Annotated in this window: 16 protein-coding genes and 4 pseudogenes; 13 read left to right on the forward strand and 7 right to left on the reverse strand. The window is 59.2% G+C overall.

From position 1 onward, the window contains the following. The first annotated feature begins 392 nt into the window (after positions 1 to 392). Positions 393 to 2441: an oxidoreductase gene (locus NKI72_RS25020; RefSeq protein WP_352851119.1), complete on the forward strand. Its 2049-nt coding sequence runs from the start codon at positions 393 to 395 to the stop codon at positions 2439 to 2441. Positions 2442 to 3169: 728 nt separating this feature from the next. On the opposite strand, the gene NKI72_RS25025 is transcribed toward NKI72_RS25020, so the two are convergent. Beyond that, positions 3170 to 4123, reverse strand: a complete 954-nt coding sequence (locus tag NKI72_RS25025; RefSeq protein ID WP_352851089.1) for a PDR/VanB family oxidoreductase — start codon at positions 4121 to 4123, stop codon at positions 3170 to 3172. Between the two features lie 23 nt (positions 4124 to 4146). Then, positions 4147 to 5379, reverse strand: a complete 1233-nt coding sequence (locus NKI72_RS25030; protein ID WP_352851090.1) for an aromatic ring-hydroxylating oxygenase subunit alpha — start codon at positions 5377 to 5379, stop codon at positions 4147 to 4149. A 339-nt stretch (positions 5380 to 5718) separates the two neighbouring features. Between NKI72_RS25030 and NKI72_RS25035 the strand changes: the two genes are divergently transcribed. From NKI72_RS25035 to NKI72_RS25075, 9 genes and pseudogenes are all read left to right on the forward strand, one after another. Further along, positions 5719 to 7383, forward strand: a complete 1665-nt coding sequence (locus NKI72_RS25035) for an ABC transporter substrate-binding protein (RefSeq protein WP_352851091.1) — start codon at positions 5719 to 5721, stop codon at positions 7381 to 7383. A gap of 58 nt (positions 7384 to 7441) precedes the next feature. Beyond that, positions 7442 to 8401 carry an ABC transporter permease gene (locus NKI72_RS25040; protein WP_502908993.1) on the forward strand — a complete coding sequence of 320 codons (960 nt, stop codon included), beginning with the start codon at positions 7442 to 7444 and terminating at the stop codon, positions 8399 to 8401. Between the two features lie 23 nt (positions 8402 to 8424). Continuing rightward, positions 8425 to 9288 carry an ABC transporter permease gene (locus NKI72_RS25045; RefSeq protein WP_352851121.1) on the forward strand — a complete coding sequence of 288 codons (864 nt, stop codon included), beginning with the start codon at positions 8425 to 8427 and terminating at the stop codon, positions 9286 to 9288. Then, positions 9281 to 11404 (forward strand): ABC transporter ATP-binding protein, encoded by a 2124-nt coding sequence (locus tag NKI72_RS25050; RefSeq protein ID WP_352851092.1) that lies wholly within the window; start codon positions 9281 to 9283, stop codon positions 11402 to 11404. The genes NKI72_RS25045 and NKI72_RS25050 overlap by 8 nt, the downstream gene beginning before the upstream one ends. A gap of 535 nt (positions 11405 to 11939) precedes the next feature. Continuing rightward, positions 11940 to 12293, forward strand: a complete 354-nt coding sequence (locus NKI72_RS25055) for an acyl-CoA dehydrogenase family protein (protein WP_352851093.1) — start codon at positions 11940 to 11942, stop codon at positions 12291 to 12293. Positions 12294 to 12318: 25 nt separating this feature from the next. Further along, on the forward strand, positions 12319 to 12489 hold the full coding sequence (locus NKI72_RS25060; protein ID WP_352851094.1) for an acyl-CoA dehydrogenase family protein: 171 nt from the start codon (positions 12319 to 12321) through the stop codon (positions 12487 to 12489). 32 nt (positions 12490 to 12521) lie between these two features. Then, on the forward strand, positions 12522 to 12935 hold the full coding sequence (locus NKI72_RS25065) for an acyl-CoA dehydrogenase family protein (RefSeq protein WP_352851096.1): 414 nt from the start codon (positions 12522 to 12524) through the stop codon (positions 12933 to 12935). Positions 12936 to 12995: 60 nt separating this feature from the next. Then, positions 12996 to 13487: pseudogene (locus tag NKI72_RS25070) on the forward strand (ISAs1 family transposase); the annotation flags it as partial. A gap of 43 nt (positions 13488 to 13530) precedes the next feature. Further along, positions 13531 to 13674 carry a hypothetical protein gene (locus NKI72_RS25075; protein WP_352851122.1) on the forward strand — a complete coding sequence of 48 codons (144 nt, stop codon included), beginning with the start codon at positions 13531 to 13533 and terminating at the stop codon, positions 13672 to 13674. A gap of 257 nt (positions 13675 to 13931) precedes the next feature. On the opposite strand, the gene NKI72_RS25080 is transcribed toward NKI72_RS25075, so the two are convergent. Beyond that, on the reverse strand, positions 13932 to 14903 hold the full coding sequence (locus NKI72_RS25080; protein ID WP_352851097.1) for a dipeptidase: 972 nt from the start codon (positions 14901 to 14903) through the stop codon (positions 13932 to 13934). 1330 nt (positions 14904 to 16233) lie between these two features. Further along, the gene (locus tag NKI72_RS25085) at positions 16234 to 17238 is read right to left on the reverse strand and encodes a dipeptidase (protein WP_352851099.1); all 1005 of its coding nucleotides are present in this window, start codon (positions 17236 to 17238) and stop codon (positions 16234 to 16236) included. 129 nt (positions 17239 to 17367) lie between these two features. Between NKI72_RS25085 and NKI72_RS25090 the strand changes: the two are divergent. Both NKI72_RS25090 and NKI72_RS25095 read left to right on the forward strand, forming a co-directional pair. Beyond that, positions 17368 to 17680, forward strand: a pseudogene (locus NKI72_RS25090) (transposase); the annotation flags it as partial. A 631-nt stretch (positions 17681 to 18311) separates the two neighbouring features. Then, positions 18312 to 18822 (forward strand): annotated as a pseudogene (locus tag NKI72_RS25095) (IS630 family transposase); the annotation flags it as partial. Positions 18823 to 19161: 339 nt separating this feature from the next. On the opposite strand, the gene NKI72_RS25100 reads toward NKI72_RS25095, so the two are convergent. The 3 genes from NKI72_RS25100 to NKI72_RS25110 form a co-directional block, all read right to left on the reverse strand. Then, positions 19162 to 20496: an MmgE/PrpD family protein gene (locus NKI72_RS25100; protein ID WP_352851100.1), complete on the reverse strand. Its 1335-nt coding sequence runs from the start codon at positions 20494 to 20496 to the stop codon at positions 19162 to 19164. Positions 20497 to 20530: 34 nt separating this feature from the next. Next, positions 20531 to 22951, reverse strand: a complete 2421-nt coding sequence (locus tag NKI72_RS25105; RefSeq protein ID WP_352851101.1) for a GcvT family protein — start codon at positions 22949 to 22951, stop codon at positions 20531 to 20533. 142 nt (positions 22952 to 23093) lie between these two features. After that, complete coding sequence (locus tag NKI72_RS25110) at positions 23094 to 24023, reverse strand: LysR substrate-binding domain-containing protein (protein WP_352851102.1); 930 nt, start codon at positions 24021 to 24023, stop codon at positions 23094 to 23096. A 281-nt stretch (positions 24024 to 24304) separates the two neighbouring features. Here NKI72_RS25110 and NKI72_RS25115 point away from each other — a divergent pair. Further along, positions 24305 to 25819: pseudogene (locus tag NKI72_RS25115) on the forward strand (trimethylamine methyltransferase family protein). Positions 25820 to 26055 lie beyond the last annotated feature (236 nt).

Here is a 26055-nt window from a genome sequence, read left to right on the forward strand (position 1 = left end):
TCGCCTAGCTGATGCGCCCCATTGCTCGACTTACGTTTCATCATTGGCACCTATACAGATTGCAAACCCGTCGCGTGCGGCCATCGCGGTGCGCCATCATCGACAGTCACCGTGTTTGGATCAAGCGTTAACATGCCGTACGCGCGCCTCGGTCGCTAAAAAAGCACCATCAAATCAGATGCCCTACCTTCAAGTTCAAGCCGCTTGACAATATGTCACGCGCTTGTCATTCTGTCAACTTGAGGGCGACCGAGTTGCGCTGCCATGCGGATACGAACGCGAATAAGGGAGGACGATATGGCCCTTCTAAATCGTCGAGTCTTTAGCGATGCTTTAGTTGATTTTATAAAGCGACACCTCGCAGTCTTGCCCGGGAGCTTCGAGTGACGTCCATGACAGCTATTCAGCAAACAACAAAGGATCCGCTTCTGCAGCCTCTGACAATTCGTGGTCTGACGTTGAAAAATCGAGTGATGAGTTCGGCTCATGCCTCAGCCATGGACGACGACAGTATGCCGGATCTGCGGTATCAGCGTTATCATGAAGAAAAGGCTAAGGGCGGCCTGGCGCTGACCATGTTCGGAGGCAGTTCCAACATCGCGCCGGATTCCCCTACAACGTTTCGCCAGTTGGACGCCGGAACTGACCGGATCATTCCCTATTTCCAACAGTTCGCTGAGCGCATTCATCAGCATGGTGCTGCACTTATGTGCCAAATCACCCATCTCGGTCGTCGCGGCGATGCTCAAACCGGGGCATGGTTGCCGATGATTGCACCATCGCCGGTACGTGAAGAACTGCAGCGCAATTTTCCTCGGCAAATGGATCGGTGCGACATCGATCGAGTCGTGCGCGCATTCGGCCAAGCAGCTCGGCGCTGCCGCGAAGGCTTGCTTGATGGTCTGGAGACCTTGGCCGGGGGACATCTGATCGGCCAGTTCCTTTCGCCGCGAACCAATCTGCGCGACGACGACTTCGGGGGGAGCATCAAGAACCGTGTTCGCTTCGCACTCATGGTTCACGAAGAAATTCGCCGCCAAGTCGGCGAGAAATTCGTCGTCGGTATGAGATTGTCGCTGGATGAGGGTGACGGCGGGTTGAGGTTCGACGAGGTTCTAGAAATAGCTACGATCTTGAAGCAAGAAGGAGCGGTTGATTTCTTTAACTGCATGGTCGGCAGAATGGATACGGAGCTGACCCTCGTTGAAGAAAACATGCCTGGCATGAGCCGCCCTCTAGCGCCCTTCCTCGACCTGGTTGGCCGGTTTCGTCGAGAGATCGGAGTGCCGGTATTCCATGCGGCGCGAGTGACTGATGTTGCTACTGCACGCCACGCGGTCCGTGAAGGCATGCTCGACATGGTGGCTATGACCCGCGCCCATATTGCTGACCCCGAGATCGTCAAAAAGATTGTCCGCGGCGAAGAGGATCGGATCCGCCCTTGCATCGGGGCATCGCATTGCATCTACAAAAAACCGCACTGCATCCACAACCCCGCTTCGGGCCGCGAGACATTGCTGCCGATGACCGTATCCGCCGGCGCGACGCCGGGTAAGAAAGTCGTCGTCATTGGCGCCGGTCCGGCAGGAATGGAAGCAGCGCGCGTCGCAGCCGAACGCGGGCACAACGTAGTTTTATTCGAAGCCGCCCCGCGTCTTGGCGGGCAAATCTTGCTAGCCGCCAAAACATCTTGGCGGAGGGATCTAATTTCCATTGTTGATTGGCGGGTGAGCGAACTAGAAAGGCTTGGTGTGGACGTACGGTGCAACGTATTCGCGGAAGCAGTCGACGTACTGGCTGAAAATCCCCATCATGTCTTTGTCGCGACGGGTGGCATACCAGCCGGTGGTGACCTCCCTGGCGCCCACCTCCCCGGCGCCAACCTTGCAGTTTCAAGTTGGGATCTCCTCTCAGGGGATGTTCGTCCCGAAAAACACGTGCTGATCTGCGACCACACCGGTCGCCACGAAGCCGTTGCCACGGCCGATCATCTCTCGGGCAACAGGCACATTGTTACGTTAGCCACGGCCGACGCCTATGCCGCAACTGAGATGGGGTACCCCGATAGGATAATCTTTCACAAGCGGCTGGCGGCGCAGGGCGTCACGACACTTCCATACCTGAAGCTTGGCGACATACGTAGAGAGGGCAACCGGCTTGTCGCAACGCTGATCCATCAACTCACAAACGCCCGGCAAGACATCACCACTGATCAGGTAGTTTTGGAGACGGGAACGATGCCCGTAGCGGAGCTTTTTTTTGACCTGAGCGAGCGTTCGCTCAACAAGGGAATGACGGATGTTGACGCAATGGCGGAATGGTTGCCTCAGCCGCGGCAAATTGGCGATGGATTCACGCTGCACCGGATCGGCGACGCCTTAACGTCGCGCACGATCCATGCTGCAATTTTGGAAGCTTACAGGTTGACAGTAAATCTGTGACCATCTGAACGACAGCACCGATCTGGCTGTTGTCGGAAGTTAAACCGCCTTACGATGTTGTCTTCCTCTGCCGGGCATCGAGGCCGAGGTTAGTAGTGTGCATTGCGAGGCTGGCGCGCCAAGCCGATTTACGATTTCACACGGATTAAAAAGCGAAGAGGTTCCAGCGGAGGACCAGTATCTGGTTTCGCGGAGTTGACGTGCTGAAGCCAAAGTTCTCTACGCGCGGAACTCCGCCGAAGGTCGGCATTTCGTCGCTACGACATGATTGTTGTTGGGGCAGCCAATCCTGTAAAGCTGCCAATGTACGGCGGCTGGATAGATGGAAGCGCGGCGTCCCCTCAATCCAATATATAACGCGGCCGCTCCTCATGGGTCATCAAGCGGAACTTCAGAAGCACCGAAGCACCGCTGAAGATGCAGTGACAATCAAGAAAAGGCCGTCAAAACTTTGCCCCGGGTCGTTTTCAATCAGAATGGCAGCCGGAGCAGCCGGCCTCTGGGTGCCCTCTGGGTGCGGTCTGAATTGACGGGAGTGTGGAAATTTGAGACTGTATCGTCCCATAGTGCAAAGGTAATGTCATTGTAATACAGTTGGTTGAAAGACGGTCACGATTGCGGAGCCGGCGATCCTTTATCGCGAACTATTGGAGAGCACCGCGGCAGCCACTGCGATGCATGGGCGATAGAAACCACCCTGCGGTGGGCGACATAGGCTTTGCCGGCAATCATAGGTCCAAGGTAAGACTCTGCCGCGTAGCCCGCGACACGCACGGGAGGATCGAATCCTGCCGCGCCTTCTCGTCTTCCGTAAGAAAACAATCGCGATGCTCGACCTGCCCCGCCAGAACCCGGGTTTTGCAGGTGCCGCAGAAACCTTCCTCGCAAGACGTAGTAATAACGACTCCGTGCTTGGCCAGCCCCTCGACGATGCTTTCTTGGGCGCCAATCTCGATCGACCGACCGCTCCGGGCGAGATGCACCATGAATGATTGATTTCGGCTCTTGTCGGTCCAGCCTGGCGCGACTTGGAATCGCTCGACATGGGCCTCGGGCAATCCTCTTGAGGAGAGCACCTCCTGAACTACCATCAGCAACGGCTCGGGACCGCAGCAATACACACGGCATCCCTCGGGCAGAGAATCGGCAAGCTCCGCCACGGGAACGAGGCCAAACCTGTCTTGGGGAAGAATGACTACACGGGAGTTGTGATCTCTGAGTTTCCCGACAAACGCCATACTGGCTAAGTCGCGACCGCCGTAGATTAACTGCCAAGGCACACCGGCTTGTTCGACGGATTCGATCATCGGCAGCATGGGCGTAATGCCGATCCCACCGGCGATGAAAAGATAGCGCCTTGCCGGTAGCAAAGCAAAATTGTTGCGAGGTCCACTGGCGGCAAGGATCTCACCAGGTTTTAGGCTCTCGTGGATGTGACGCGACGCTCCACGACCGTCTTTCTGCAACAGGACGGCAATTTGCCAATAAGCCGCGGTCAGAGGGCCGCAGAGCGAGTACTGCGCACAGCGGCCACTTGGGACTATAATGCCGATGTGGGAACCTGGCTCCCAGGACGGCAACGCGGATCCGTCGGCATTGACGAGGGTGAGGCTTACAACACCCTCCGCTTCGCGGGTTACTGATTCCACGCGAAGCGTCAATTCGTACTGTATCGCAGTCACACTTCTCCTCACGCTTATGAAGGTTATGCCATAACGCTGCGCAACGTGCTGCCCGCTTTCTTAGTCTGCGAGTCGAGATGCGCTCGCACCTGGGCACAATACCAATCGACAAAATTTAAGGCGTACGACTCGGCCTCTTGCGAGTACGGACCCGGAAGGTATCCTTTCCCATTTACGCCGCGCTGATTCATCTCGGCGAGGTCCCGATCTTCGAAGTTTGTCTTATCCCAAAGTGAAGTCAGGCTGTCTAGAGTGTAATCAACGCCCTCTTGCGCGTCCTTATGCACGTAGATCTTCCACGTAATCGCTGTCTCTTGCACCCCTATCGGAATTGCGCTGAACGTGGCCGTGTAGTCGCAGAGGGCATGAGCATAAGCACTTGAATGTAGCGACCACCGCATCCACCCAATATTCTCGGTGAACAGCTTCCTGACAGAGGGCTTACCATCCATCGTTAGGGAAACGCAGCCTTCCTTGAGTGGAAAACGGAAAGCTGTGAACCAGTCGCCGTCAACTTGACCACTCGGCACGCCAGCAGCTGTCATGCGGCTGGTGAATTCATCGCAAGCCATATTCCAGCGGTCAAGATCTCGGCGCGTTGCGAGCGGGTAGGCCGAAGCGGTAAGGCTCGGATGGCCCACGGCGCAATGATAGCATTCGCTCGCGTTTTCCATAGCGAGTTTCCAGTTCGCACGCTCCATGACCGTTTTTTCATAAACAAGCTTGGCATCTATGAGGCGACTGGGAGCCAGCAGTGGCTCGACCTCGTTCCTGAACTTCTCAAAGGGCGGCGGCTCGTCCGCAAGGCAGACATACACAGTCCCGGCGACAGTCTCGACATGAATGGGCAAAAGATGAATGCCCGCAGGATCGAAGCTCTCGTGCATTCTGGGCGTCCCTTGCAGTGAGCCGTCGAGTCGGTAGCTCCACTGATGATATGGACAGACGAGCACGGGCTTGCAGCCATGGCCAGTCTCACAAATTTGGGCGCCACGATGGCGACAGGTGTTGTAAAAGCCTCGCAGCGTCCCGTCACGATCACGCACTACAATGATCGGACTGCGGCCGATCGTCGTTGCCAGGTAACTACCGGCCGAGCGGATCTCCGCCTCTAACCCGATAAAAATCCAAGAGCGCGCGTGGACGGCTTCCAAATCGAATTCGAAGATCTCGGGATCGGTATAGAATTCTTGCGGCAAGCTGTAACCAGGCAACCGAGCATCGAAGAGTTCCCTGACCCGCCTCAGATCAATCATTGTTCGCTCCCTTCGGAAGTTAGATTTTTGACAGGATGCTCACGTCCTGTCATTCTGTCAATCGCGAAACTGCCCGTGAGTGACTGCATTTTTCTTGGTCATTGGCCGCGTTCTTATCGTGTGAAGACCGTCCTCTGTTTTGCCATAGTTTGGCCGTGGAGGCTGCGGAGGCAGGGCAGACGCCGGAGGTTGGCTGGGGCGTGCGAAGCCGGCGAACGCGAAGGTCGAGCGGGAGAGTATTTCAGCAACGCGAGATCGGATCGAGGTGTTCGCTGGCGTCAAGCCGTTCGCCGCGCCAAACATGCTGGCTAGGCATCATAGCAAGGGAGGTCATCACACGTGAAAACGAACTACCGCATTCTCGATCTTATCCGGCGCGATCGTGCGCCGCTCGAAAGCCACCTCATAGATGGTCTTGTCGACGGCCGCGTCAGCCGCCGCGACTTCGTGCGTCACGGCAGCCTGCTCGGCCTGTCACTGCCGCTGCTCGGCCGCATCGGCATGGCCGCGGGTTTCGGCGCCGCGCCATCGCTTGCCCGGGCGCAGGGCGCGCCAGGCGCCACCATCCGCGTTGCCTGCTACGCGCCTGCAGGGGCCATCGACCCGGTCACCAATGCAGACGGCGGCGGCTACTTGATGGTTCAGCAGGTGGGGGAGTTCCTCTGTATCGATGGCCCCGACCTCGTGCTGCGGCCCGTCCTGGCCGAAAGTTGGAAGCCGAATGACAAAGGCACCGTATGGACCTTCAAGCTGCGCAAAGGAGTTAAATTCCACAGCGGCGGCGAGATGAGGGCCGACGACGTGGTGGCTACCTTCGACCGGCTCGCCGATCCGGCCGGCTCGTCCAATGCGCTGTCAGTCTTCAAGGGCGTTCTGCAGAAGGGCGCGACCAAAAAAATCGACGATTACACAGTCGAGTTCCACCTCGACGCGCCGAACGGCAACTTCCCCTATATGGTCTCGTCCGACAATTACAACGCCATCATTCTACCAGCCAGCTACAAGGGCGACTATGAAAAAAGCTTCGACGGTACCGGGCCGTTCAAGCGGGAAAACTACACGCCCAAGGTCGGCGCTTCCTTTGTGCGCAACGAGGACTACTGGGGCGAGAAGGCGTTGCCTGATCGCACCGAGTTCACTTTCTTCGCAGACATCCAGCCGCAGATCCTGGGACTGCAGGGCGGCCAGGTAGACATCATCAATCAGCTGTCGGGTCTGACCAGCATTGGCCTGCTCAACGATCCGAACGTAGAAATCATCAGTCTGAAGGCGACGACGAACCGGCAAGTGCACATGCGCTGTGATTCCGACCCGTTCAAGGACCCGCGCGTGCGTCGCGCCATTGCGCTCTCAATCGATCGCGACAAGGTGGTGGCAGGCCTGTTGAAGGGTCGCGCCTCGATGGGCAATGATAGCCCGTTCGCGCCTGTCTATCCGTCAACCGATACGAGCGTGCCGCCGCGTAAGCGGGACATCGCCCAGGCCAAGCAGCTGATGGAAGCTGCCGGCGCCGGCAAGGGCTTCAAGGTGACGCTGACCGCCATGAGCTTTCAGGAAATCCCCGCATACGCCCAGCTCATCCAGAACTGGGTCAAGGAAATCGGCATCGAACTCGATCTCAACATCCTCGATGAAGGCGCCTATTACGGAGACGCAGTGTTCGGCAAATCGCCCTGGCTGGATTCGGTCATGGGCATCACCGGCTACGGTCATCGAGGGGTGCCGAATGTGTTTCTTGCAGCACCCCTGAAGAGCGACGGCACCTGGAACTCCGCGCACTTCAAGAACGAGAAATACGACATGCTGGTTGACAGCTACATCGCGGCGCTTGATCTTGAGGCGCAGAAGGCCACGGCCGGCAAGATCCAGGAGCTGTTGCTCGAGGAAACGCCTGTCCTGTTTACTTATTTCGCCGATTACCTGACAGGGACGGCGAAGGGCGTGACTGGGGTGCAGCCGTCCGCCATGGGGCAGTTGTTCCTCGAGAAGGCATCGAAGGCCTAAGCGAAAAGTCAAACTCTAACGGCCAGCCCCCACGTGGGGGCTGGCTTCATAAGGAGCCATAGCCATTCTCTGCTTCTTTGCCCGGCGTGTGTCCCTGTCGCTGATCACGCTATTCCTGCTTAGTGTCATGGTGTTCCTTGGCGGCCAGGTGCTGCCGGGCAATGTCGGGCGCGCCATATTGGGGCCGTTCGCCGACCAGCGCGCGGTCGACGCGCTCAACCATTCGCTTGGCGTCGACCGGCCGCTGCTCGTCCAGTACGGAAGCTGGATCTGGAACTTCCTGCATGGCGACATGGGAACGTCCTACGTCTTCCGCGCGCCGGTGGCGCCGTTTGTCATCGATGCTTTGGGCAACTCGATGAAGCTGGCGCTGATCGCCTTCGTGCTGGTGGTGCCGATCGGCATCCTGGGCGGCGTCATCGCCGCGCTCAACCTCAACCGGCCGCTCGACCGCATCATCAGCCTTGGCGGCCTGTCGGTGACGGTGCTGCCGGAGTTCGTCACCGGCATCATCCTGATCCTGATCTTCGGCGTCTGGCTGCGCTGGCTGCCGATCTCGGCCGCATGGCCAAAAGATGCCGGCTTCTTCACCCAGCTCTATTACCTGATCCTGCCCTCGCTGCCCCTGTTCCTGGTGCTGTTCGGCTATATCGCCCGCATGGCGCGGTCCGGCATGATCGAGGCGCTCGATTCCGACTATACGCGCACCGCGGTGCTCAAGGGCCTGCCGTGGCGCACGGTGGTCTGGCGCCACGTGCTGCGCAACGCGCTGCTGCCGACCATCACCGTGATCGCCACCCAGACCGGCTATCTCATCGGCGGCCTCGTGGTCATCGAGACGCTGTTCCGCTACCAGGGCATCGGCTCGCTGATCTTCACCGCCGCGCGCGGCAAGGATTTTCCGATGCTCGAGGCCGGCATTCTCACCATCGGCATCGTCTATGCGGTGGCCACCTTGGTCGCCGACTTCCTCTATTCCGTGCTCAATCCGCGCATCCGGTTGGGAGCAGAGCAATGATCGTAGCAGACACGCCCGTCGGCATGCCGGCGCCCTCCGCAGCCGACACCGCGCAGCGCAGCCCCTGGGGCGAGGTGCTGCATTCGCTGGCGAGGTCCGGCACCTTCCTCACCGGGCTTGCCATCCTGCTGTTCTGGGTCGTCTGCGCGCTGTTCGGCCAGTACTTCGTCCCCTATGACCCGCTGGCAAGCAACATCATCAACGCGCTTACGCCGCCAGCGGCCGATCACTGGTTCGGCACCGACCAGCTCGGCCGCGACGTGTTCTCGCGCGTCATTGTCGGCTCGCGCGACATCCTGACCGTGGCGCCGCTGGCAACCATCCTTGCGACCATCGCCGGCACCGCGCTCGGCCTCGTCATCGGTTATTTCCGCGGTATCGTCGACGATGTCATCAGCCGCGTTCTGGAAGCCTTCATGGCGATACCGGTGGTGATCATCGCGCTGCTTGCCATCGTCGCGCTCGGCACCTCCAAGACCACCGTCATCGTCGTCATTGGGCTGAGCTTCGCGCCGATCATCGCCCGCACCGTGCGCTCGGCGGTGCTGGCCGAGCGTGAACTCGACTATGTCGCCGCCGCCCAGCTCAGGCACGAGAGTGCGCTGCTTACGATGTTCGTCGAGATCCTGCCCAACGTCATCCCGCCGATCCTGGTCGAGACCACCGTGCGGCTCGGCTATGCCATCTTCGCCGTCGCCACGCTCTCCTTCATGGGCTTCGGCATCCAGCCGCCCTCGCCCGACTGGGGCCTGTCGATCTCCTCCAATTACGGCATGATCGGCGGCGGCTTCTGGTGGACGGCGCTGTTCGACGCTTTAGCCATCGCCTCCTTGGTCATCGGCGTCAACCTGATGGCCGACGGTGTGCATGGAGCGTTCAATGACTGAACCCAGGCAAGCCGCCAACGCGCTCGAACTGAAGGACCTTTCGGTCGCCTATCGCGTTGGCCGACGCAACCGCGCGGTGCTACGCGACGTCAACCTGACCATCAAGGCCGGCGAAGCCTACGGGCTTGTCGGCGAATCCGGCTGCGGCAAGTCGACCGTGGCGCTGTCGGTGGTGCGCTATCTGCCGCGCAACGGCTCGATCACCGGCGGCTCGATCGCGCTCGACGGCAAGGACATCATGAAGCTCGACGCCGAGGCGCTGCGGCGTGCCCGCGCTGATAGCGTGTCGATGGTCTATCAGGATCCCGGCAAGGCACTGAACCCGTCGCTGCGCATCGGCCGCCAGCTCACCGAGATCTTCGAGCTCGCCGGCGTTTCAGGACAGGCGGCCGCCGACAAGGCGACCGCCATGCTGAACCTTGTGCGAATCTCGGATTCGGCCAGCGTCATGCAGCGCTATCCGCACCAGCTTTCGGGCGGCATGCAGCAGCGCGTGGCGATCGCCATGGCGCTGGCCAACGACCCGTCGATGCTGATCCTCGACGAGCCGACGACCGGCCTTGACGCAACGGTCGAAGCCGAGGTGCTCGACCTGATCGCGCAATTGCGGCGCGAGCTGTCGGCCTCGATCCTGTTCATCAGCCACAACCTCGCCGTCGTCTCCAACATGTGCGACCGTGTCGGCGTGCTCTATGCCGGCATGCTGGTCGAGGAAGGGCCGACCGAGGTCGTGTTCAACGATCCCCGCCATCCCTATACGGTGGCGCTGCTGCGCTGCCTGCCGCGCGGTGGCCAGCGCAAGGACCAGGGTCGGCTCGACACCATTCCGGGTTTCCTGCCCGGCATTGGTGCTGACATCAAGGGCTGCGCCTTCGCCGACCGCTGCGCGCTCGCCGACGACCGCTGCCGCAGCGAGTTGCCGCCGCTCTATGATCTGAGCGACGAGCGCGGAAAACGCTGGGCGCGTTTCTTCCATCACGACAAGGCGCAGGCGCTGCCGCGCGCGACACCGAGCGATGTGGCGCCGCTTGCGCCGAAGGCGACAGCCGTGCCGGTGCTACGCGTCGCCGGGCTAAACAAGACCTATGGTAACGCCGTACGGGCGGTGAAGGACGTGTCGCTCGATCTGCGGCCCGGCGAAACGCTTGGGCTGGTCGGCGAATCCGGCAGCGGCAAGACGACTTTCGCCAGGCTGCTGCTCGGCCTGGTGCCACCAGATGAGGGCGGCATGATCGAACTCGAAGGCAAGGCGCTGGCGCCGCGGCTGGAAAACCGCAGCGCCGAGCAGATCAAGGCGCTGCAGATCGTCTTCCAGAACCCGGACTCGGCACTCAATCGCTCGCATTCGGTCCGCCACATCCTTTGCCGCGCCTTGAAGCGGCTGGCCGGCCTCTCCGGCAAGGCGCTGGAGGCGCGCCTCGACGACCTCGTCCGCTCGGTACGCCTCACCGACCGACATCTGGCCGTTAAGCCGCGCCAACTGTCCGGCGGGCTCAAGCAGCGCGTCGCTATTGCACGCGCCTTCGCCGGCGATCCGCGCATCGTCGTCTGCGACGAACCGACCTCGGCGCTCGACGTCTCCGTCCAGGCGGCCATCCTCAACCTGCTCGCCGACCTGCAGTCCAAGGAGGATGTCAGCTACATCTTCATCTCGCACGACCTTGGCGTGGTGCGCTACCTCTCCGACAAAATCGCCGTGCTCTATCTCGGTCGCATCATGGAGATAGGGCCATCGGAGGAGGTCTTCTCCGGACCGCATCACCCCTATACCGAAGCGCTGTTGTCGGCCGTGCCCAAGCTCGACCAGACTGAGACGGCGCGCATTCGGCTCGACGGCGAAATCCCGAGTGCCGCCAATCCGCCCTCTGGCTGCGTCTTCCACACGCGCTGCCCGCGCAAGATCGGCGCCATCTGCGAGACGCAGGAGCCCGAACTCACCGAGGCCCAGTCAGCCCACACAATCCGCTGCCACATCCCTTACGCGGAACTCGCAAGGCTGCAAAGCTTGGAGTGGACATTGGAAGTGAAGAATGATCACTCAAAAAGAAGACGAAGCCAACAACTCGGCGGCCAAAACTTGGACCATGCCAGGAAGTTGGACGCGAGCTTGTCCTAAGCAGGCGCAGCAGCAAGATTGCGGCAAGCCCAAACCAAGATCGCTGCTGTCGCATCCACGATCGGCATTTCGAACCGCTAACTTGAACGGTGTCAATCAGCTTAGGAATGCCGCTTTCGGCATTCCACTTGCAAGATTGCTTGCCGCGCGAGGGATCATCATAGCATCGACCGAGGCGGTCGAGACGATCGCAGATCGGTGCCGATATTCGAGCCTGGGACATTTCAGCAAAGCTTTCAAAGGCGAGGTATCCGGCGCCCTCCATCCAAGCTTCGTCGTGATAGGCCTTATCGCATGACGGATTTGTGCAAGGAACTGACGAAGCCGAATAACAGCCATGACGGCGATCTACGATACGGGCAAGCCGTATCGATCCCCTCGGTCGTGCTTGTGAGAGTAAGTTATCGGCGAGCAACTCTATGAACTATGGAACATCACCTTTGTTGGCACATCATCCGTCTGATCATTTCGGAAGACTGCAAGCCACCGCTGCGCCGCCGATGCTGGTGGGTTTTTGTGAGACTGTGACCGATGCGTGATTTTTTTAGCGGAGGAGGATCGCTCATTTCGCGCAGAAGTGCGCGCCTTCATGTCACGTGAGCTTGCACCGAAAGTTGATGCAATTGAGCGTGATCAGGATTTCGGCGCTCAACTTGCGATCATCGGCGCCTTAGGCGAGACCGGTTACTTGAAGCTGATGTTTCCGGATCTCTATCGCGGTGCGTTGCCGAAGCCGGGCCTTACTCATGCGGTAATCGTTTCTGAAGAAGCGGCCTTCCTGAACTACGCCCTTCGAGACCACCGTTGCCACCGCATTGTCCTGTGCGTACCCCATCCACCGATTTGCCCAAGAGGCTTTGCGCGAGCGCTACCTGATGCCAATTCTTGAGGGTCAATCCTTAGGATCAATTTGCATGACCGAGCCCACAGTTGGCTCGGATAGTGCGGGCATGGAGACTAGGATCCGCTTCGATGAAGGAACCAGCGAATGGGTAGTATCCGGCCTTAAGCGTTACGCTTCGAACGCCTCAAAGGCAGACGTCTATATCGTCTGGGGTGTTACCGATCCCTACGTACCCCTTTAACGGCGGTTCTGATTCCCGCAGGCGTCAAGGGTATGAGCTTCCCAAGGCTGTACGACTTCATGGGGCGACGCGGATCAATCGTCGGCGAAGTCGCGATGGATGAGGTGCGCGTGCCCGAGGAGAACTTGTTGGGCGAGGTGAATTGCGGTTTCAATATAATGCTTTGCGCTTTCAATTTCGAACGGGTGATCCTCGGCGGTTCCGGTTTGGGCGTGGCGCGCGCCGCCTTCGAAATCGCGTCTCAGCACGCACAGGCACGGGTCAGTTTCGGCCAAAAGCTTGGTCAGAAGCAGTTGATCTGGGACATGATTGCGCAGATGAGCTGGAAAATCGACGCGGCCGAACTGCTAACGCATCGAGCGGCCAAAATGTACGATTCCGGGATCGATGGCAAAGATCTTATGCGTGAGGCAGGGCAACGAGTTCAGGTTAACGACGAGCTGTAATTTGTGGCACGGCGTAGGTTGGCGTGATTCAAGAGGCTTCCTATGATTCGAGAGGAAGCCATGAGCCAAGACGTAGCCGCGCGCCGCAAGAGCCTTTTGGAGCATTTTTCGGCCATCAAGGACACCCGCCAGCCGTGCAAGGTGATGTATCCGCTCAGCGAGGTGCTACTTTTGGTGGTCTGTGGCACGATGGCGGCCTGCGACGACTACGACGACATCGTTCTGTGGGGGAGCCGGCATCTCGACTTCCTGCGGCGTCTGCAGCCCTACCATTTCGGCATTCCCTGCGCCGACTGGCTGCGGGTGGTGATGAACCGGATCGGGCCGGACCTGTTCGCCTCCTGCTTTCTGGCCTTCGTCGGCGAGCGTCTGCCCGAAGCGGTCGGTCAGATCGCCATCGATGGCAAGACCTCGCGCCGCAGCCACGATCGCGGGCGCGGACAGGCGGCGCTACACCTCGTCTCGGCTTATGCGACAACCCACAGCCTCGTGCTGGGGCAATTGGCGGTGGCCGACAAATCCAATGAGATCACCGCCATTCCCTTGCTACTGACACCTTCGCTGCCGCCGAAGATCATCGCTGGGACCAGGTGACATGGCCAAGGTTCCAGCCATCGCCAAGGCCTTTGCCGGTAGCTGGAGTATCGTCGAAATGGATGTCTGGGATTTCCTCGATCTGGTCGGAGAGGCGCATCTGGGCTCAGCAAGAAATAGTCGTGCCTCAGAGCGTGGAGTATAAACGTCGCCAAGCCGTTCCCGTGGGGACGATGGGCAAGGCGATCTCGTTAGCAGGCATCATCCCGGGACGAACTCTCTCAAGCAGATTGAGACGGCCTCGCTCTACTGACCCCATCGTGCGGCGGCCTAAGGTCGACTGCGAAGCGAGTGACCCGCGGGGCGACATGGTCCGGAAAAATATCAGGAGGAGCTTGACCTCAACGACCCCAATCATCGAAGCCTGCTAGGGTCAGCATCCACTGTGCTTAGCCACAATGCTCACTTCCAGACGTGGTTTGCGACACGAAGGAAATTTTCTCCCATTATCCCCCTCACGTCTCTGTCCGAGTATCCGCGCATACTCAGAGTGTCGGCGATTTGCGGAAATGCTTCTGGGTCCATGAACCCGAGATTTGGCCCATTTGGATATTGCGAACTCGGCCAATAAACCGTGTTCCATGAGAGCACCAGGTCTTTGCAGTCTGGAAAGTAATCCAGCCCAATACCAACGTGTTTGGGGCCAACCAAATCCGCTTTGTGATCAATGTGTCTGACCAAGGCTTCAACGCTGGCGTCACCCGTTCCCAAAAAGATACCTAGACCGGTTACACCGCTCACTCCGCCCTTTGCGGCGCAAGCTATTATCTGCTCATCAGAGATGTTACGTTCATGACCGTAAACTGACTTGCAATTTGAGTGAGAGAATATCACGGGGTTTTCTGATATCTGAATTGCCTCCATCGAGGAGTTGTATGAAACGTGGGAACAGTCGATCACCATTCCTATCCTGTTCATCTTCTCAACAATATTTCTGCCGAAATTGGTGAGGCCTTGGTCTTCGTCATGACATCCGGCTGCGGCTCCGTTGTTCCTATTGTATGTAAGAGTCATCTGCCGAACCCCAAGATCATAGTAGAGGCTCAACATCTCTAAGGAGCCATTGAGGGCACTCATCCCTTCAATGTCAAACACAATAGCTAGCTTGCCATCTGTCTTGGCCTGCCGGATATCCTTTTCACTTCGGACAATAATGCATTGGTGTGGGCGGGCTGCAACAGCCGCTCGGTAGACCGACAAATTCTTGATGCATTCGGACCACGGACTGACATCGGAACCGACATTGAGGGTCAACAATGTCACTCCAGAATCAATGTAGCGCTGCAGATACGTTGGCTCGACAGCGTCGTCAAATATGATTCCCGAATGACTGTCCCATATCACGCCCCCGAAGCGCCGGCCTTCACCGCTCACAAGATGCATCCCTGCATCATGGTGCAGCGCTGCTCGACAGGCACATTATTGCAAGATCTTCGAGAAACCAATCCTGATGCTTCGAGCCCGCTAGCTGAAGTCCAAAAGCCAATCAACCGCACCCGATCAGGCTTTGCAACCCCGACCAGCTCCGCCTGATATTGGGCGCTTACCGGCGTGCCCTTCACTACTCCAAACCGGGGTTCCTTATGCCAAATCCGGGGCCCGATTACGCGGTCATTGAAATACTGTAAATTGTTGCCCATTTTTAAATTCCCAGGGTTTACATGGGGCGCGACATCGCTCCACGGTCATCTGCATTTGTACGGCGGCTTTCGGCAGGTGGGCGCCATCAGATCTCTACTCCATCCTCATATGATCATCAAGTTATGTTATGTGAAGGTCTATTTTTAAAAGTGTCATGAATGTGTATAGATTGGCACAACCGTTAACATGAATTACGTTTACAATTGTCGTGGACCATGGCCGAGGCCATGATGTTCTTCTGCTTGAGGATCGTCATGGCTTCACTTCAGGGCCTCGGGCCGCTTGTTTTCCAGCTGGCCTGAGACCCTGAACTTCCTCCAGATTTGGGTAGAGTCCGTCGATAAAAGGAGACAGACGATGCGACCCTCGCGGTTGACGGAGAGCACATATCGAGATGCTGAGTAGCAGGAGGCCGGCGCAAAGACGGTTGATGTTTGCCGCAAGCATGCGACCTTCTACTAGTTCAAGGCCAAGTTCGGGGGGATGGACGTGTCCGACGCCGGTCGACCTGAAGGCTCTGGAAGACGAGAACGCCCGGCTGGAGAAGCTCCCGGCCTTTCGCAAGTGAACTGCTGTTGCAGCCGGCCCAGATCAGATCTTGCGCACACAACGGTATGCTGATCCACTGTTTCGTCAGTCACTATTTCCGAGCCTTGCACAGTCTCTCAGATCGCGGCGGCGTCGGCCGCGTCCTTCTCCTCCCACGACGGACGTAGGCCTTGACCCTGTGGTCGGCTAACTTGATACGCTCCGCCTCAGCGCTGCGTGCAGGAACCGCTTTGATTCATTTCCAAATGCCGTTCCATTCGCATGGAAACAGAGCTTGGAATTCAGCGAAGCTTTGTCGAACTTTGCCTAGGCTCGTTTGCTGGCTCGGCAAGTGCATCATATCTCCGATCCCCGGACAACACATCTTTGAAGCTTCGGATGGTATCAGCCCCAGAGCCAATCGTAATAGGCTCCCGGGTTGTTTTGTTCATCACGGGCCGGAGGCTATTTGCTCCGACCAAAGATATATTTTCTGCGATAAAGTCTCCGGCAGCGGCAGCCGAATTCCAGCGTGCTATTCCCAGTTCATCGCCGCTACCCTCATGAAATTGGCTCCGAGGATACCGCTAACGACCTCGTTCGAGTAGCCACGAGCCGACAAGGCTGCGGTGAGTTTTGGGAATTCTTCAATGTCGATGAACCCTAGGTCGGATCCACTTGGATAATGTTCCGGCGGCCAGTAATCTTTGGCCATCTCAAACCGAGATGCCAACGCGTCCGTGATTTCTGCGAAGTCGGTTCCGATGCCCACGTGTTGCGGGCCAACCAGCTGACAAAGATAATCGATATGACGCACGAGAAGATCGAGGTCCGACGACTTATTGTCTCCTGCTTTTGCCAGGTAGATTCGAATTCCTGTGACACCAATCACACCGCCTGTACTGGCACAGGCAATGGCTTGTTCATCCCAGATGTTCCGCGGGTGGTCATGCAGCACCCGGCTGTTTGCGTGAGTAATGACAATCGGCTTGGAAGAGGCTTCAGCCATGTCGATCGACATCTTGGCGCTACAATGAGATCCGTCCACAAGCATGCCTACACGGTTCATCTCTTTGATAACATCCCGACCAAAGGGAGTTAGCCCTGTGTTGTGGCCGTGGCAGCCACCTCCTCCCTCGTTGTCTTTATTGTAGACAAAGCTGATTTGACGCACGCCTAACCGATGGTAAACCTCAACAAGATCCGTTGTCCCGTTTAGCGCGGACACGCCCTCAATATCCATGGACACTGCAAGCTTCCCGTCTCGTTTGGCGGAGAGAACGTCTCCAACGTTGGACACGAGGATGTATTTGTCACTGTTTTCGCCCAGCCAACGCCGATAGGCGCCGATCACCGGAAATGCCTGTTGCCAAGGTAACACGTCGTAACCAACATTGGTGCTAACATATGTAAACCCAGCCTTCCGGATGCGTTCCAAAGAGCTCACGTCTAGTGGTACCTGCGGGTCAATCCCGCAATGTGCATCCCAAATGATACTGTTTTGGAATAGGTCATCTATGTTCAACCGGCTTACATCCATCGAATTCACTCCTTCCGCTAATTGGGGCCCCTTCCAAATTGGGCCGGATGTAGCTTAAACGATTGATTTGGCGTAGGATTCGGTTGTCTAATCCAACCCTGCCACCGCCTCTCGCGAGCCACACCCGCCATGACCGACGATACGTTGCTGCCGCTCTCATTTCCAGCCGTTGGACGCAAGAAGATCACAGCTGCGTTTGACGGCGGACGCATCACCTCGGATGGTGGCGTCATGCTTTTGGCCGCGGCCGAGCGACGCCTGCAACTGGCCGACAGGCTGGCCGCCGCGATCCCCGATCCGCGCGATCCAGCGCGGGTGACGCACGCCATGGCCGACATTGTGCGCGCCCGCATCTTTGCGATCGCCTGCGGCTACGAGGATGCCAAACCATCTCGACCGGCTGCGCAGCGACCCGGCCTTCAAGCTCGCTTGCGCGCTTCTCTTCGGAAGATGGGGCAGTAGCCCATGCCTCCAACGGAATCTCTGCGTAATTGTGACGAGCGCTTCGGCACACTTCCGATACACCCGATTACCTGTTCGTCTGCCCCATGACGTTCGTCGCGAAAGACCAGACCCGGTTGAATGTCATTTTGAAAAAGGCGGGCACGCGATAGGTGCCATATGGGTCCGCTGTCCATGGGCACCGTTTTTCTTACCCGCGCAGGGCTGCTCACCGATGCGCGATGCCCCCTGCACTGGGAAGGGCAGCCGGCTTTCCGTGAGGAATTTCCGTTCATTAAATAAGTAATCAGCTCTATGTCATCGACAGGAACAGGTACACGTGCGCAGGCGGAACCGCCTTTCTTGACATGATCCTGCACATCATCACGCAGGCACACGGCCCGGTTCTGGCACCGTCTATCGCCAATCAGTTTCAGGTCGAGCGTATCAGGACAGGCAATGTCGAACAGCGATCGGGCAGTTCGGTCGGCCTCGACACGCTGCCTCCGCAACTGGCGCAGGCAGTCGGACCCATGATACGCAACTTCGAGAAACCTTTGAGCACCGGCTGGATCGCCCGCACCTCCGGTCTGAGTATCAGGAATCTCGAGCGTCTTTTCAGCGGCATACGGTACCTGTCACCGCCCGAGCGTGCTCTGGTGCTGTGTGTCGACGAGAAATCCCAGGTGCAGGCGCTCGACCGCACGTAACCTCTGCTGCTGATGCGGCCTGAACGGCGCACACACGATTATAAGCGGCACGGAACGACCTCGCTGTTCCCGGCGCTTGACGTGAAGGCTGGAACCATTGTCGGCAAATGCATGCCCCGGCACCGGGCTTCGGAGCTCCGCAAGTTTCTTGACGAGATCGAGCGCAACGTACCACCGATCTCGACATTCACGTCGTCATGGACGACCACGGCACACACGAAGCCAAGCTGATCCGCCATCGGTTCGCCAAGCGCCCGCGCTGGCACGTTCACTTCACTCCGACATCGGCATCATGGATCAATCAGGTCGATTCTTCTTCGCGCTGTTGACCGAACGCGCCCTCAAACGACGCGTGTTCCACTCGGTCGCCGAGCTCGAAAAGGCTATCCACGCTTATATCAAGGCCACCAATGTCGACCCAAAACCCTTCCGATAGACCAAGTCTGCTGACGACATCCTGGCCAGCATCCAATGTTTCTGCCTCCGCACTTTCGCGGCAAACGCCTAAATGAAACGAACTTCAGAATCAGGACACTAGTTTGGCACTACAACAACATCCTCGGCCGCCCCGAAAAGAAGAAGATCATCTCGCGACCCTCTCGACCGGCGCAACCGCGAGCGGCGCTCGCAGATATGGAATGAAAGCGGCAGGTCCTGTATCGGAAAATCGCCGATCTATCGCTCATGTAAGAAGCGTGGGTCGGATATCGATGAGTCCGTCACCAAAATGACCTCCCTTCTTTCCGTTCTCGAAGCGGCTGGAAGCGCGAACTCAGCGCGCCATGATGCTGTCGACGAGATGCGCGCTCGCCGTCAACTTGTCGATCGACATCACCATATCCTCGATCTCTGCCGCTCGACTTTGTTGACCCGAAGCACGCATCAGCATATGGAACTTTGCGCTTATTTCCTGATCCGACAGCGGATTTTCTGCGCTCCCACGTGCAACAGCGGGCTGCGAGACCAAGCGTTCGCCGTTTTTCAACACGATCGTAGCATCGGCCCATCGCTCGGCCGGAAAGCGGCTCGAGTACTCGGACGCCTCGACGAGCGTGATGAGGTTCGACAGGCGGAGAAGCTCTGGATCACGTAGCGCAGCACCATCGATCTCCGCCGGGCCGACCTGCCCTCGCACTAGCAGCGCCGCGACGGGGAAAGGTAGGCTGTATTGCGCTTCCTCGGTCGTTCTCGGGCTGCGTGCAGCTAGCTTGCTCGCCTCGCGAAAGATTCTTATCGTTACGCCTTCGATCGCGTCAAGGTTGAAAGAGTGGCCCCGGCGAAGGGCTGCGGCTGCCTCCATGGCCGGCTGCGCCCAGCGGCAGACGGGGTAAGCCTTGATGTATTGTTCCGAAAGTCGCCAGCGGATGCCGAGGTCGCTCCACCATTCCGATACGTCCTCGCGCTCGGTGGTGATGGCCGGCGCGCCGGTGAACCCCTTTCCGGCAAGTACCGCGGCGGTTGCGCCAACCATCGCACCCCAACCGGAGCCGTCCTTCACCATGGTTGGATGTTCGATGCAGCGCATCATTTGGCTGCGAGGCCCGTTATATTCGGCAATGCCAAGTGCGTGCCGGGTCTGTCCATGGGGCAGCCCCATGATCCGGACGCCCACGGCTGCCACACCCAGCGCGACCCAAGCGCCTGACGTGTGGTAATCGGCAACGGTACCGTGTAGCGCGATGCCCGAACGGATTGCGATTTCGTATCCTACTATCAGGTCGGCGAGCATGTCGGCACCCGAGCGAGGCTTGGCATTCTCTGGCATTCTGGATTCTAAGAATGCCAGTAGCCCCGCCAACACACCGCAGCCGGCATGCCCCTTTGTCAGCGGATGCCCATCATGGGCATCGAAGCTATCGATCGTCATGGCATTCGCGAGCGCAGCGCCGGCAATGCTCGCCGAGCGACCGTCGAAGAAGAGGCGACTGCCTTGCTGCGGCGCGGCGAAAAGTTGGAGCGCCGTCTCGCGCATGATCCGGCTTGCGTCGAGCTTCGATCCGGCTGCGGCGACGCCGATCAGATCGAGCAAGAAGCGCTTCGCATGCCGTTTGACATCTGACGGGATGGTGTCGGGTTCAACTCCGTGAATGAATTCGACCGCGTCCATGTAAATGCTCCTCGCTCCCTTGGCAGCGTCGGAATTACGCCCTGAGCCTCGCGCCCTCGGCATCGAACGGTGGCTTTTCCAGAATGACCGCGTCGTGCGGCCGGCCGAGGATCGCGACGCTCACCTTGTCGCCTGCCTTGGCGGTCCCGGCCTTGATGTAGCAGAGCGCCAGCGACATATTGACGGAATAGCCGAAGGCACCCGAGGAGACCTGGCCGACTGGCGTGCCGTCGGGCAAGAAAATCGGCTCGCCGCCGGTGGCATCAGCATCTAGGGCATCGATCGACAGGATCGCCAGCTTGTGGCGCGGCGTCTCCGAGGCGATCTTCTGATAGGCGTCCTTATTGAGGAAGTCGCCCTTGTCCAGCTTGATCAGACGGTCGAGGCCGCTTTCCTGCGGCCAGTATTCCGGCGAATATTCACGGCTCCAGCTACCGTAACCCTTCTCAATGCGAAGCGACATCAACGCACGCGAGCCGACCGGTCCGGCGCAGAGGTCCGCGCCGGCATTGAGCAGCGCGTTATAGACATTGACCTGGTCGGCTGCCTTGCAGTGCAACTCCCAGCCGAGGTCGCCGGTGAAGGACACGCGCAAGGCCACGACATCGACCCCGCCGACGACCATGCGCCGGGAGCGCATGAAGGGGAAGGCGGTGTTCGACAGGTCTTCGTTGGTAAGGCGAGACAGCAGTTCACGCGAATTCGGACCGGCAACATTGAAGCCGCCCAGTTCCTCGGTGCGCGACCGGAAGGTCGTGCCTTCCGGCAACGGCACCGACTTGAAGAAACGTTGATGGAAACGCTCGGCCATACCCGAGCCGATAACCAGGAACTCGTCCGCCGCCAGCCTCGTCACGGTGAAGTCGCCGGCAATGCCGCCGCGCCTGCCGATCAGCGGCGTGAGGCAGGAGTAGCCGACCTTCACCGGTATGCGATTGGCAAAGACCGCATTCAGCCAGGCCTCGGCACCAGCGCCCTTGACCTCGTATTTGGCGAAATTGGAGATGTCGATGATGCCGGCGCGTTCGCGTAGCATGCGCGCCTCGCGGCCCACCGGTCCCCACCAGTTCTGGCGCGTGAAGCCGATCGTCTCCTCGCGCGGCTCGCCCTCGGCAGCGAACCACAGCGGGTGCTCCCAGCCGAAGTTGAGACCGAAAACGGCGTTCATCCCCTTTTGCATCTCATGGGCCGGCCGGGTCCGCACGGGCCTCCCGGCAGCGCGTTCCTCGTTGGGGAAATGGATCTTGAAACGATGGCTGTACTGGTCCTGGACGCGAGCCTTGGTGAAGGCCTTGCCGGCCCAGTGGCCGAAGCGCGCCATGTCCCAGGCAAACATGTCGAGCGAAGGCTCACCCTCGATCATCCATTCGGCCGCCAGCTTGCCCATGCCGCCCGACTGCGAAAAGCCGGGAATGATGCCGTTGCAGCAGAAATAGTTGCTGAGTTCGGGCACGGGTCCGAACAGGACCGCGCTGTCCGGCGACCAGATCATCGGACCGTTGATCACCTTTTTGATGCCGGCGGTGCCGACGGTGGGGACGCGCGCAATCGCGCGCAGCATGTTTTCCTCGATGCGATCAAGATCGTCAGGAAACAGTTCATGGCCGAAGTCCAGCGGCGTGCCTTCCTCGGCCCAGAACTTCATCTTGCGCTCGTAGGCGCCGATGAGCAGCCCGAGCCCTTCCTGGCGCAGATAATATTCGCCGTCGCGATCGGCGACCGAGGGCAAGCGGCGGCCCATGGCGGCGATTTCCGGGATCGTCTCGGTGACGAAATACTGGTGCTCGGTCGGGATCAATGGCAGTTGCAGGCCAGCCATGGCGGCGACCTCGCGACCCCACAGGCCGGCGGCATTGACGACCCATTGCGTGTGGATGTCGCCCTTCGGCGTGCGCACGATCCAGCTGCCATCAGGCTGAGCCTCGGTGGCGGTGACCGGCGTGAAACGATGTATCTCGGCGCCGCGTTGGCGGGCGCCTGCGGCATATGCAGCGGTGACGCCGGACGGGTCGACATTGCCGCCTTCCGGCTCGTACATGATGCAGCGTATGCCGTCGAAGTCGACCAGCGGGTGCAGCCGCTCCGCCTCGTCGCGCGCGACCTCGTAAAAATTCATCTTGTAGCGTCGCGCCTTGGCTTCCTGGAGCCGTAACTGATGCTCGCGCGCTTCGGTCTGGGCGAGATAGAGCGAGCCCGGCTGAAAGATGCCGCAGCCCTGGCCGGTCTCGGCTTCCAGTTCCTTGTAGAGCGCCATGGTGTAGTGCTGGAGGCGGCTGATGTTGGTGGAATCATGCAGGCCGTGAATGTTGGCCGCCGCGTGCCAGGTGGAGCCGGAGGTCAGTTCGCTGCGCTCCAGAAGGACGACATCCGTCCAGCCGAACTTGGCAAGGTGATAGAGGATCGAGCAGCCGATCAGACCACCGCCGATGACGACGGCTTGAGCATGAGTACGCACTACGTGAGCCCCTAGATGATGACCGCATCCAACTCAGCGGACGCTCATCCAAATCAACTTAAAGAAATCGCAAAAGTCCGGGAAGCACCGGCGCGCATAGCTTGACCCTCCCATGACCAAATAAAACAAGGTCATTGACTCCTCAAAAATCGACGATGGGGTCTATCTGGCTCGCCGGAAGCACTGCAGGCATGAAGGTTTGGGCTTCCGAGAGTATCCACTCCCGCACCCTCTTGACCACAGCGCCCTTGGATGTCTGGCCCTCGGATAAATAGTAGTTCCAGGGGCTCGCGACCTGCGTCTCGAATGGCTCGACCAGCAGTCCGCGCTCCATATAGGTACGTGCGAGAGAAAGCGTAGTGACTACGCAGCCCGCCCCGTTGGCTGCGAGTTCGAGTGCTATGTTGGTGGAATTGGTGGACAGCCGCTTGTCGTTCGCGGCCGCATCGATGCGTAGTGCTGCCGCCATGCGCTGCCACTGCTCCTGACGCCCATGGACCGAAATCCAATTGGCCTCCAGCACGTGCTGTGGCACCTTAAAGCCATCCGGCCCCTCGAGGAAATGTGGCGCGCAGAGTAGTACAAGCCGGTCTTTCCAAAGCTGCAGCGCACCCTCCGGTCGATTGTCGTAGCGCCTAATCGTAATGATGAAATCTGCGACCTGCTCGGCACGCTCCTCCCAGATCGTGCCATGCAGCAGGACCTCGATTTCCGGGTTTTGCTTGCTGAAGCTGGCTATGCACCGTGCAAGCCAGTTCTCAGCAAGGCTGGTGGGGCATGAGATGACCACCGTTTTGTTGCGAACAGCAGCGAGCACTGATTCCGTTGCGAAATCGATCTGGCTAAGCCCCTGGCGCAGGGTTGGCAGAAAAGCCTCGCCGATTTCCGTCAGTTCGAGGCTGCGCGGATGGCGAAGGAAGAGTTGGCGTCCGAGATATTGCTCGAGCGCGCGCACGTGGTTGCTGATTGCGGCCTGCGTATAGCCGAGTTCGTTTGCAGCTTCGGTGAAACTCAGATGCCGTGCGGCGCATTCGAAGGATCTTATATAGTTGAGCGGCGGAGGTGGCTTCATGTTGTCCCCTTCTCGGCACACATTAGGTCCTTGCCCACATTGGCCGCAATAGGTTCCCACGCAATGACATTGTTTTTCTTGCTCATTGGCGGCGTTCTTATCGTGTGAAGAGCGCGTTCACTTTGGTCATAGTTTACTGATGCATAGCGCGAAGGAATGTTGGTGGCAGATGTTGACGCCACTGCGCGGAATTTCACGGTTAGCCATTCTGAGCCGCCCATCCTTCCTGTCAATTGGACACTGTCGGCTTCGCGTATTGGAAAGGAAAGGGAAATTCGGCAATGAACCAGGACAGGCGCGGCGGTGGCCGCAGGTCGAAGCTGGGACGCAGCGGCGGCGGCATCGCGCAGCTGCCCTGGCAACATGTCGAAAACCCCTATCCGCCAATGCAGCTTCTCGATGAAGTGCGGATGCAGCGGCTGCACGACACCTCGATGCGCATCCTGTCGGAGCTCGGCATCCGCGTGATGAGCGAAAAGGTGGTGGATCTGTTCGCCGCCGCGGGTGCCATTGTCGACCGCGAGGAAAAGACCATCAGGATCGACGAAAGCCTGGTCACCGAGGCGCTGCGGGCGGTTCCATCGTTCTTCACGCTGACCAGCCGCAATCCTGAAAAGCGGGTGCATCTCGGCGGCAAGTCACTCGTGTTCGGGCTGGTCGCCGGTCCGCCCAATGTCCATGACCGCATCAATGGCCGCCAGGGCAACCTGCCCGATTGCCAGAATTTCATCCGGCTGGCGCACCACTTCAACGCCATCCACATCATCGGCAACCAGGTGGTGGCGCCAATGGAGCTGCCGGCCAATGCGCGCCATCTCGACACCTATTACGCCAATCTGACGCTGAGCGACCTCTCCTTCCACTGCACGGCGATCGGCCGCGCCCGGGCGATGGATGGCATCAACATGATGGCCATCGCGCGCGGCATCAGCGTCGAGGAGATGCGGGCCTCACCCGGCGTGACGACGATCATCTCGATCAACTCGCCGCGCCTGTTCGACGACGCCATGGCTGAAGGGTTGATCGCCATGGCCGAGCACGGCCAGCCGGTGACGGTAACGCGTTCACGCTGATGGGCGCGATGACGCCGGTAACATTGGCGGCAGCGCTTTGCCAGCAAAACGCCGAAGCGTTGTTCGGCGTGGTGCTGACGCAGCTGGTCAATCCAGGCACACCTGTGATGTACGGCGCCTTCACCTCCAACGTCGACATGAAGTCGGGCGCGCCGGCCTTCGGCACACCGGAGAACGCCAAGGCCAACATCATCGCCGGGCAGTTGGCACGGCGCTACAATCTACCCTACCGCACCTCCAATGCGAATGCCTCCAATATCGTCGACCTGCAGGCCGCCTACGAAACCGAAATGGCGACCTGGGGCGCGGTGCTCGGCGGCGCCAATCTGATCTATCACGCGGCGGGCTGGCTGGAGGGCGGGCTGACGGCGTCCTACGAAAAGCTCGTGCTCGATGTCGAGATCTTGCAGAACATGATGGAGTTCCTGCGGCCGCTGCCATTCCAGGAGGATGACCTTGGCTTCGAAGCCATCAAATCGGTGCCGGCCGGCGGCCATTTCTTCGGCGCCGAGCACACCATGTCGCGCTACACGACCGCCTTTTACCAACCGATGCTTTCCAACTGGCAAAATCACGGCGCCTGGGAGGAAGCCGGCGGCAAGGATGCGCTCGAACGGGCCACCGATCTTTGGCAGCAGGCCGGTGATGGACGTTGCGGTGCGCGAGGAGCTTGATACGTACATCGCACACCGGAAGGAAGAAATCGGATCCGGCGAGCCCTGACAGTTTCGGGATTGGGCACCGAGGTTGTCGGTGCTCTCCCGCCTTTAGACGTCCCGTCAAGTTCCGATAGCGAACAAGCACCAGATCAATGCGGTTGTTGCGGAAGCCCTAATCATGGCGTCGAGGGCGCCGCTAGAACCCTGGTCGGTGCGCCATAAATGGGGGGCCGACCTCCTTTTGAATCGAAACGACATGGCTGATGATCAGATCATCCTTTCCGAGCTTTCCGACGACGA

It is taken from the genome of Mesorhizobium sp. M0437, from assembly GCF_040321335.1.
Lineage (GTDB): Bacteria > Pseudomonadota > Alphaproteobacteria > Rhizobiales > Rhizobiaceae > Mesorhizobium.

Excerpts from the sequence above, each read along its gene's own strand:
- NKI72_RS25050 (WP_352851092.1), top strand. The coding sequence starts at position 9,281 with ATGACTGAACCCAGGCAAGCCGCCAACGCGCTCGAACTGAAGGACCTT.
- NKI72_RS25065 (WP_352851096.1), top strand. The coding sequence starts at position 12,522 with ATGAGCTTCCCAAGGCTGTACGACTTCATGGGGCGACGCGGATCAATC.
- NKI72_RS25045 (WP_352851121.1), top strand. The coding sequence starts at position 8,425 with ATGCCGGCGCCCTCCGCAGCCGACACCGCGCAGCGCAGCCCCTGGGGC.
- NKI72_RS25060 (WP_352851094.1), top strand. The coding sequence starts at position 12,319 with ATGACCGAGCCCACAGTTGGCTCGGATAGTGCGGGCATGGAGACTAGG.
- NKI72_RS25100 (WP_352851100.1), bottom strand. The coding sequence starts at position 20,496 with ATGGACGCGGTCGAATTCATTCACGGAGTTGAACCCGACACCATCCCG.
- NKI72_RS25110 (WP_352851102.1), bottom strand. The coding sequence starts at position 24,023 with ATGAAGCCACCTCCGCCGCTCAACTATATAAGATCCTTCGAATGCGCC.
- NKI72_RS25075 (WP_352851122.1), top strand. The coding sequence starts at position 13,531 with ATGGCCAAGGTTCCAGCCATCGCCAAGGCCTTTGCCGGTAGCTGGAGT.
- NKI72_RS25085 (WP_352851099.1), bottom strand. The coding sequence starts at position 17,238 with ATGGATGTAAGCCGGTTGAACATAGATGACCTATTCCAAAACAGTATC.
- NKI72_RS25030 (WP_352851090.1), bottom strand. The coding sequence starts at position 5,379 with ATGATTGATCTGAGGCGGGTCAGGGAACTCTTCGATGCTCGGTTGCCT.
- NKI72_RS25020 (WP_352851119.1), top strand. The coding sequence starts at position 393 with ATGACAGCTATTCAGCAAACAACAAAGGATCCGCTTCTGCAGCCTCTG.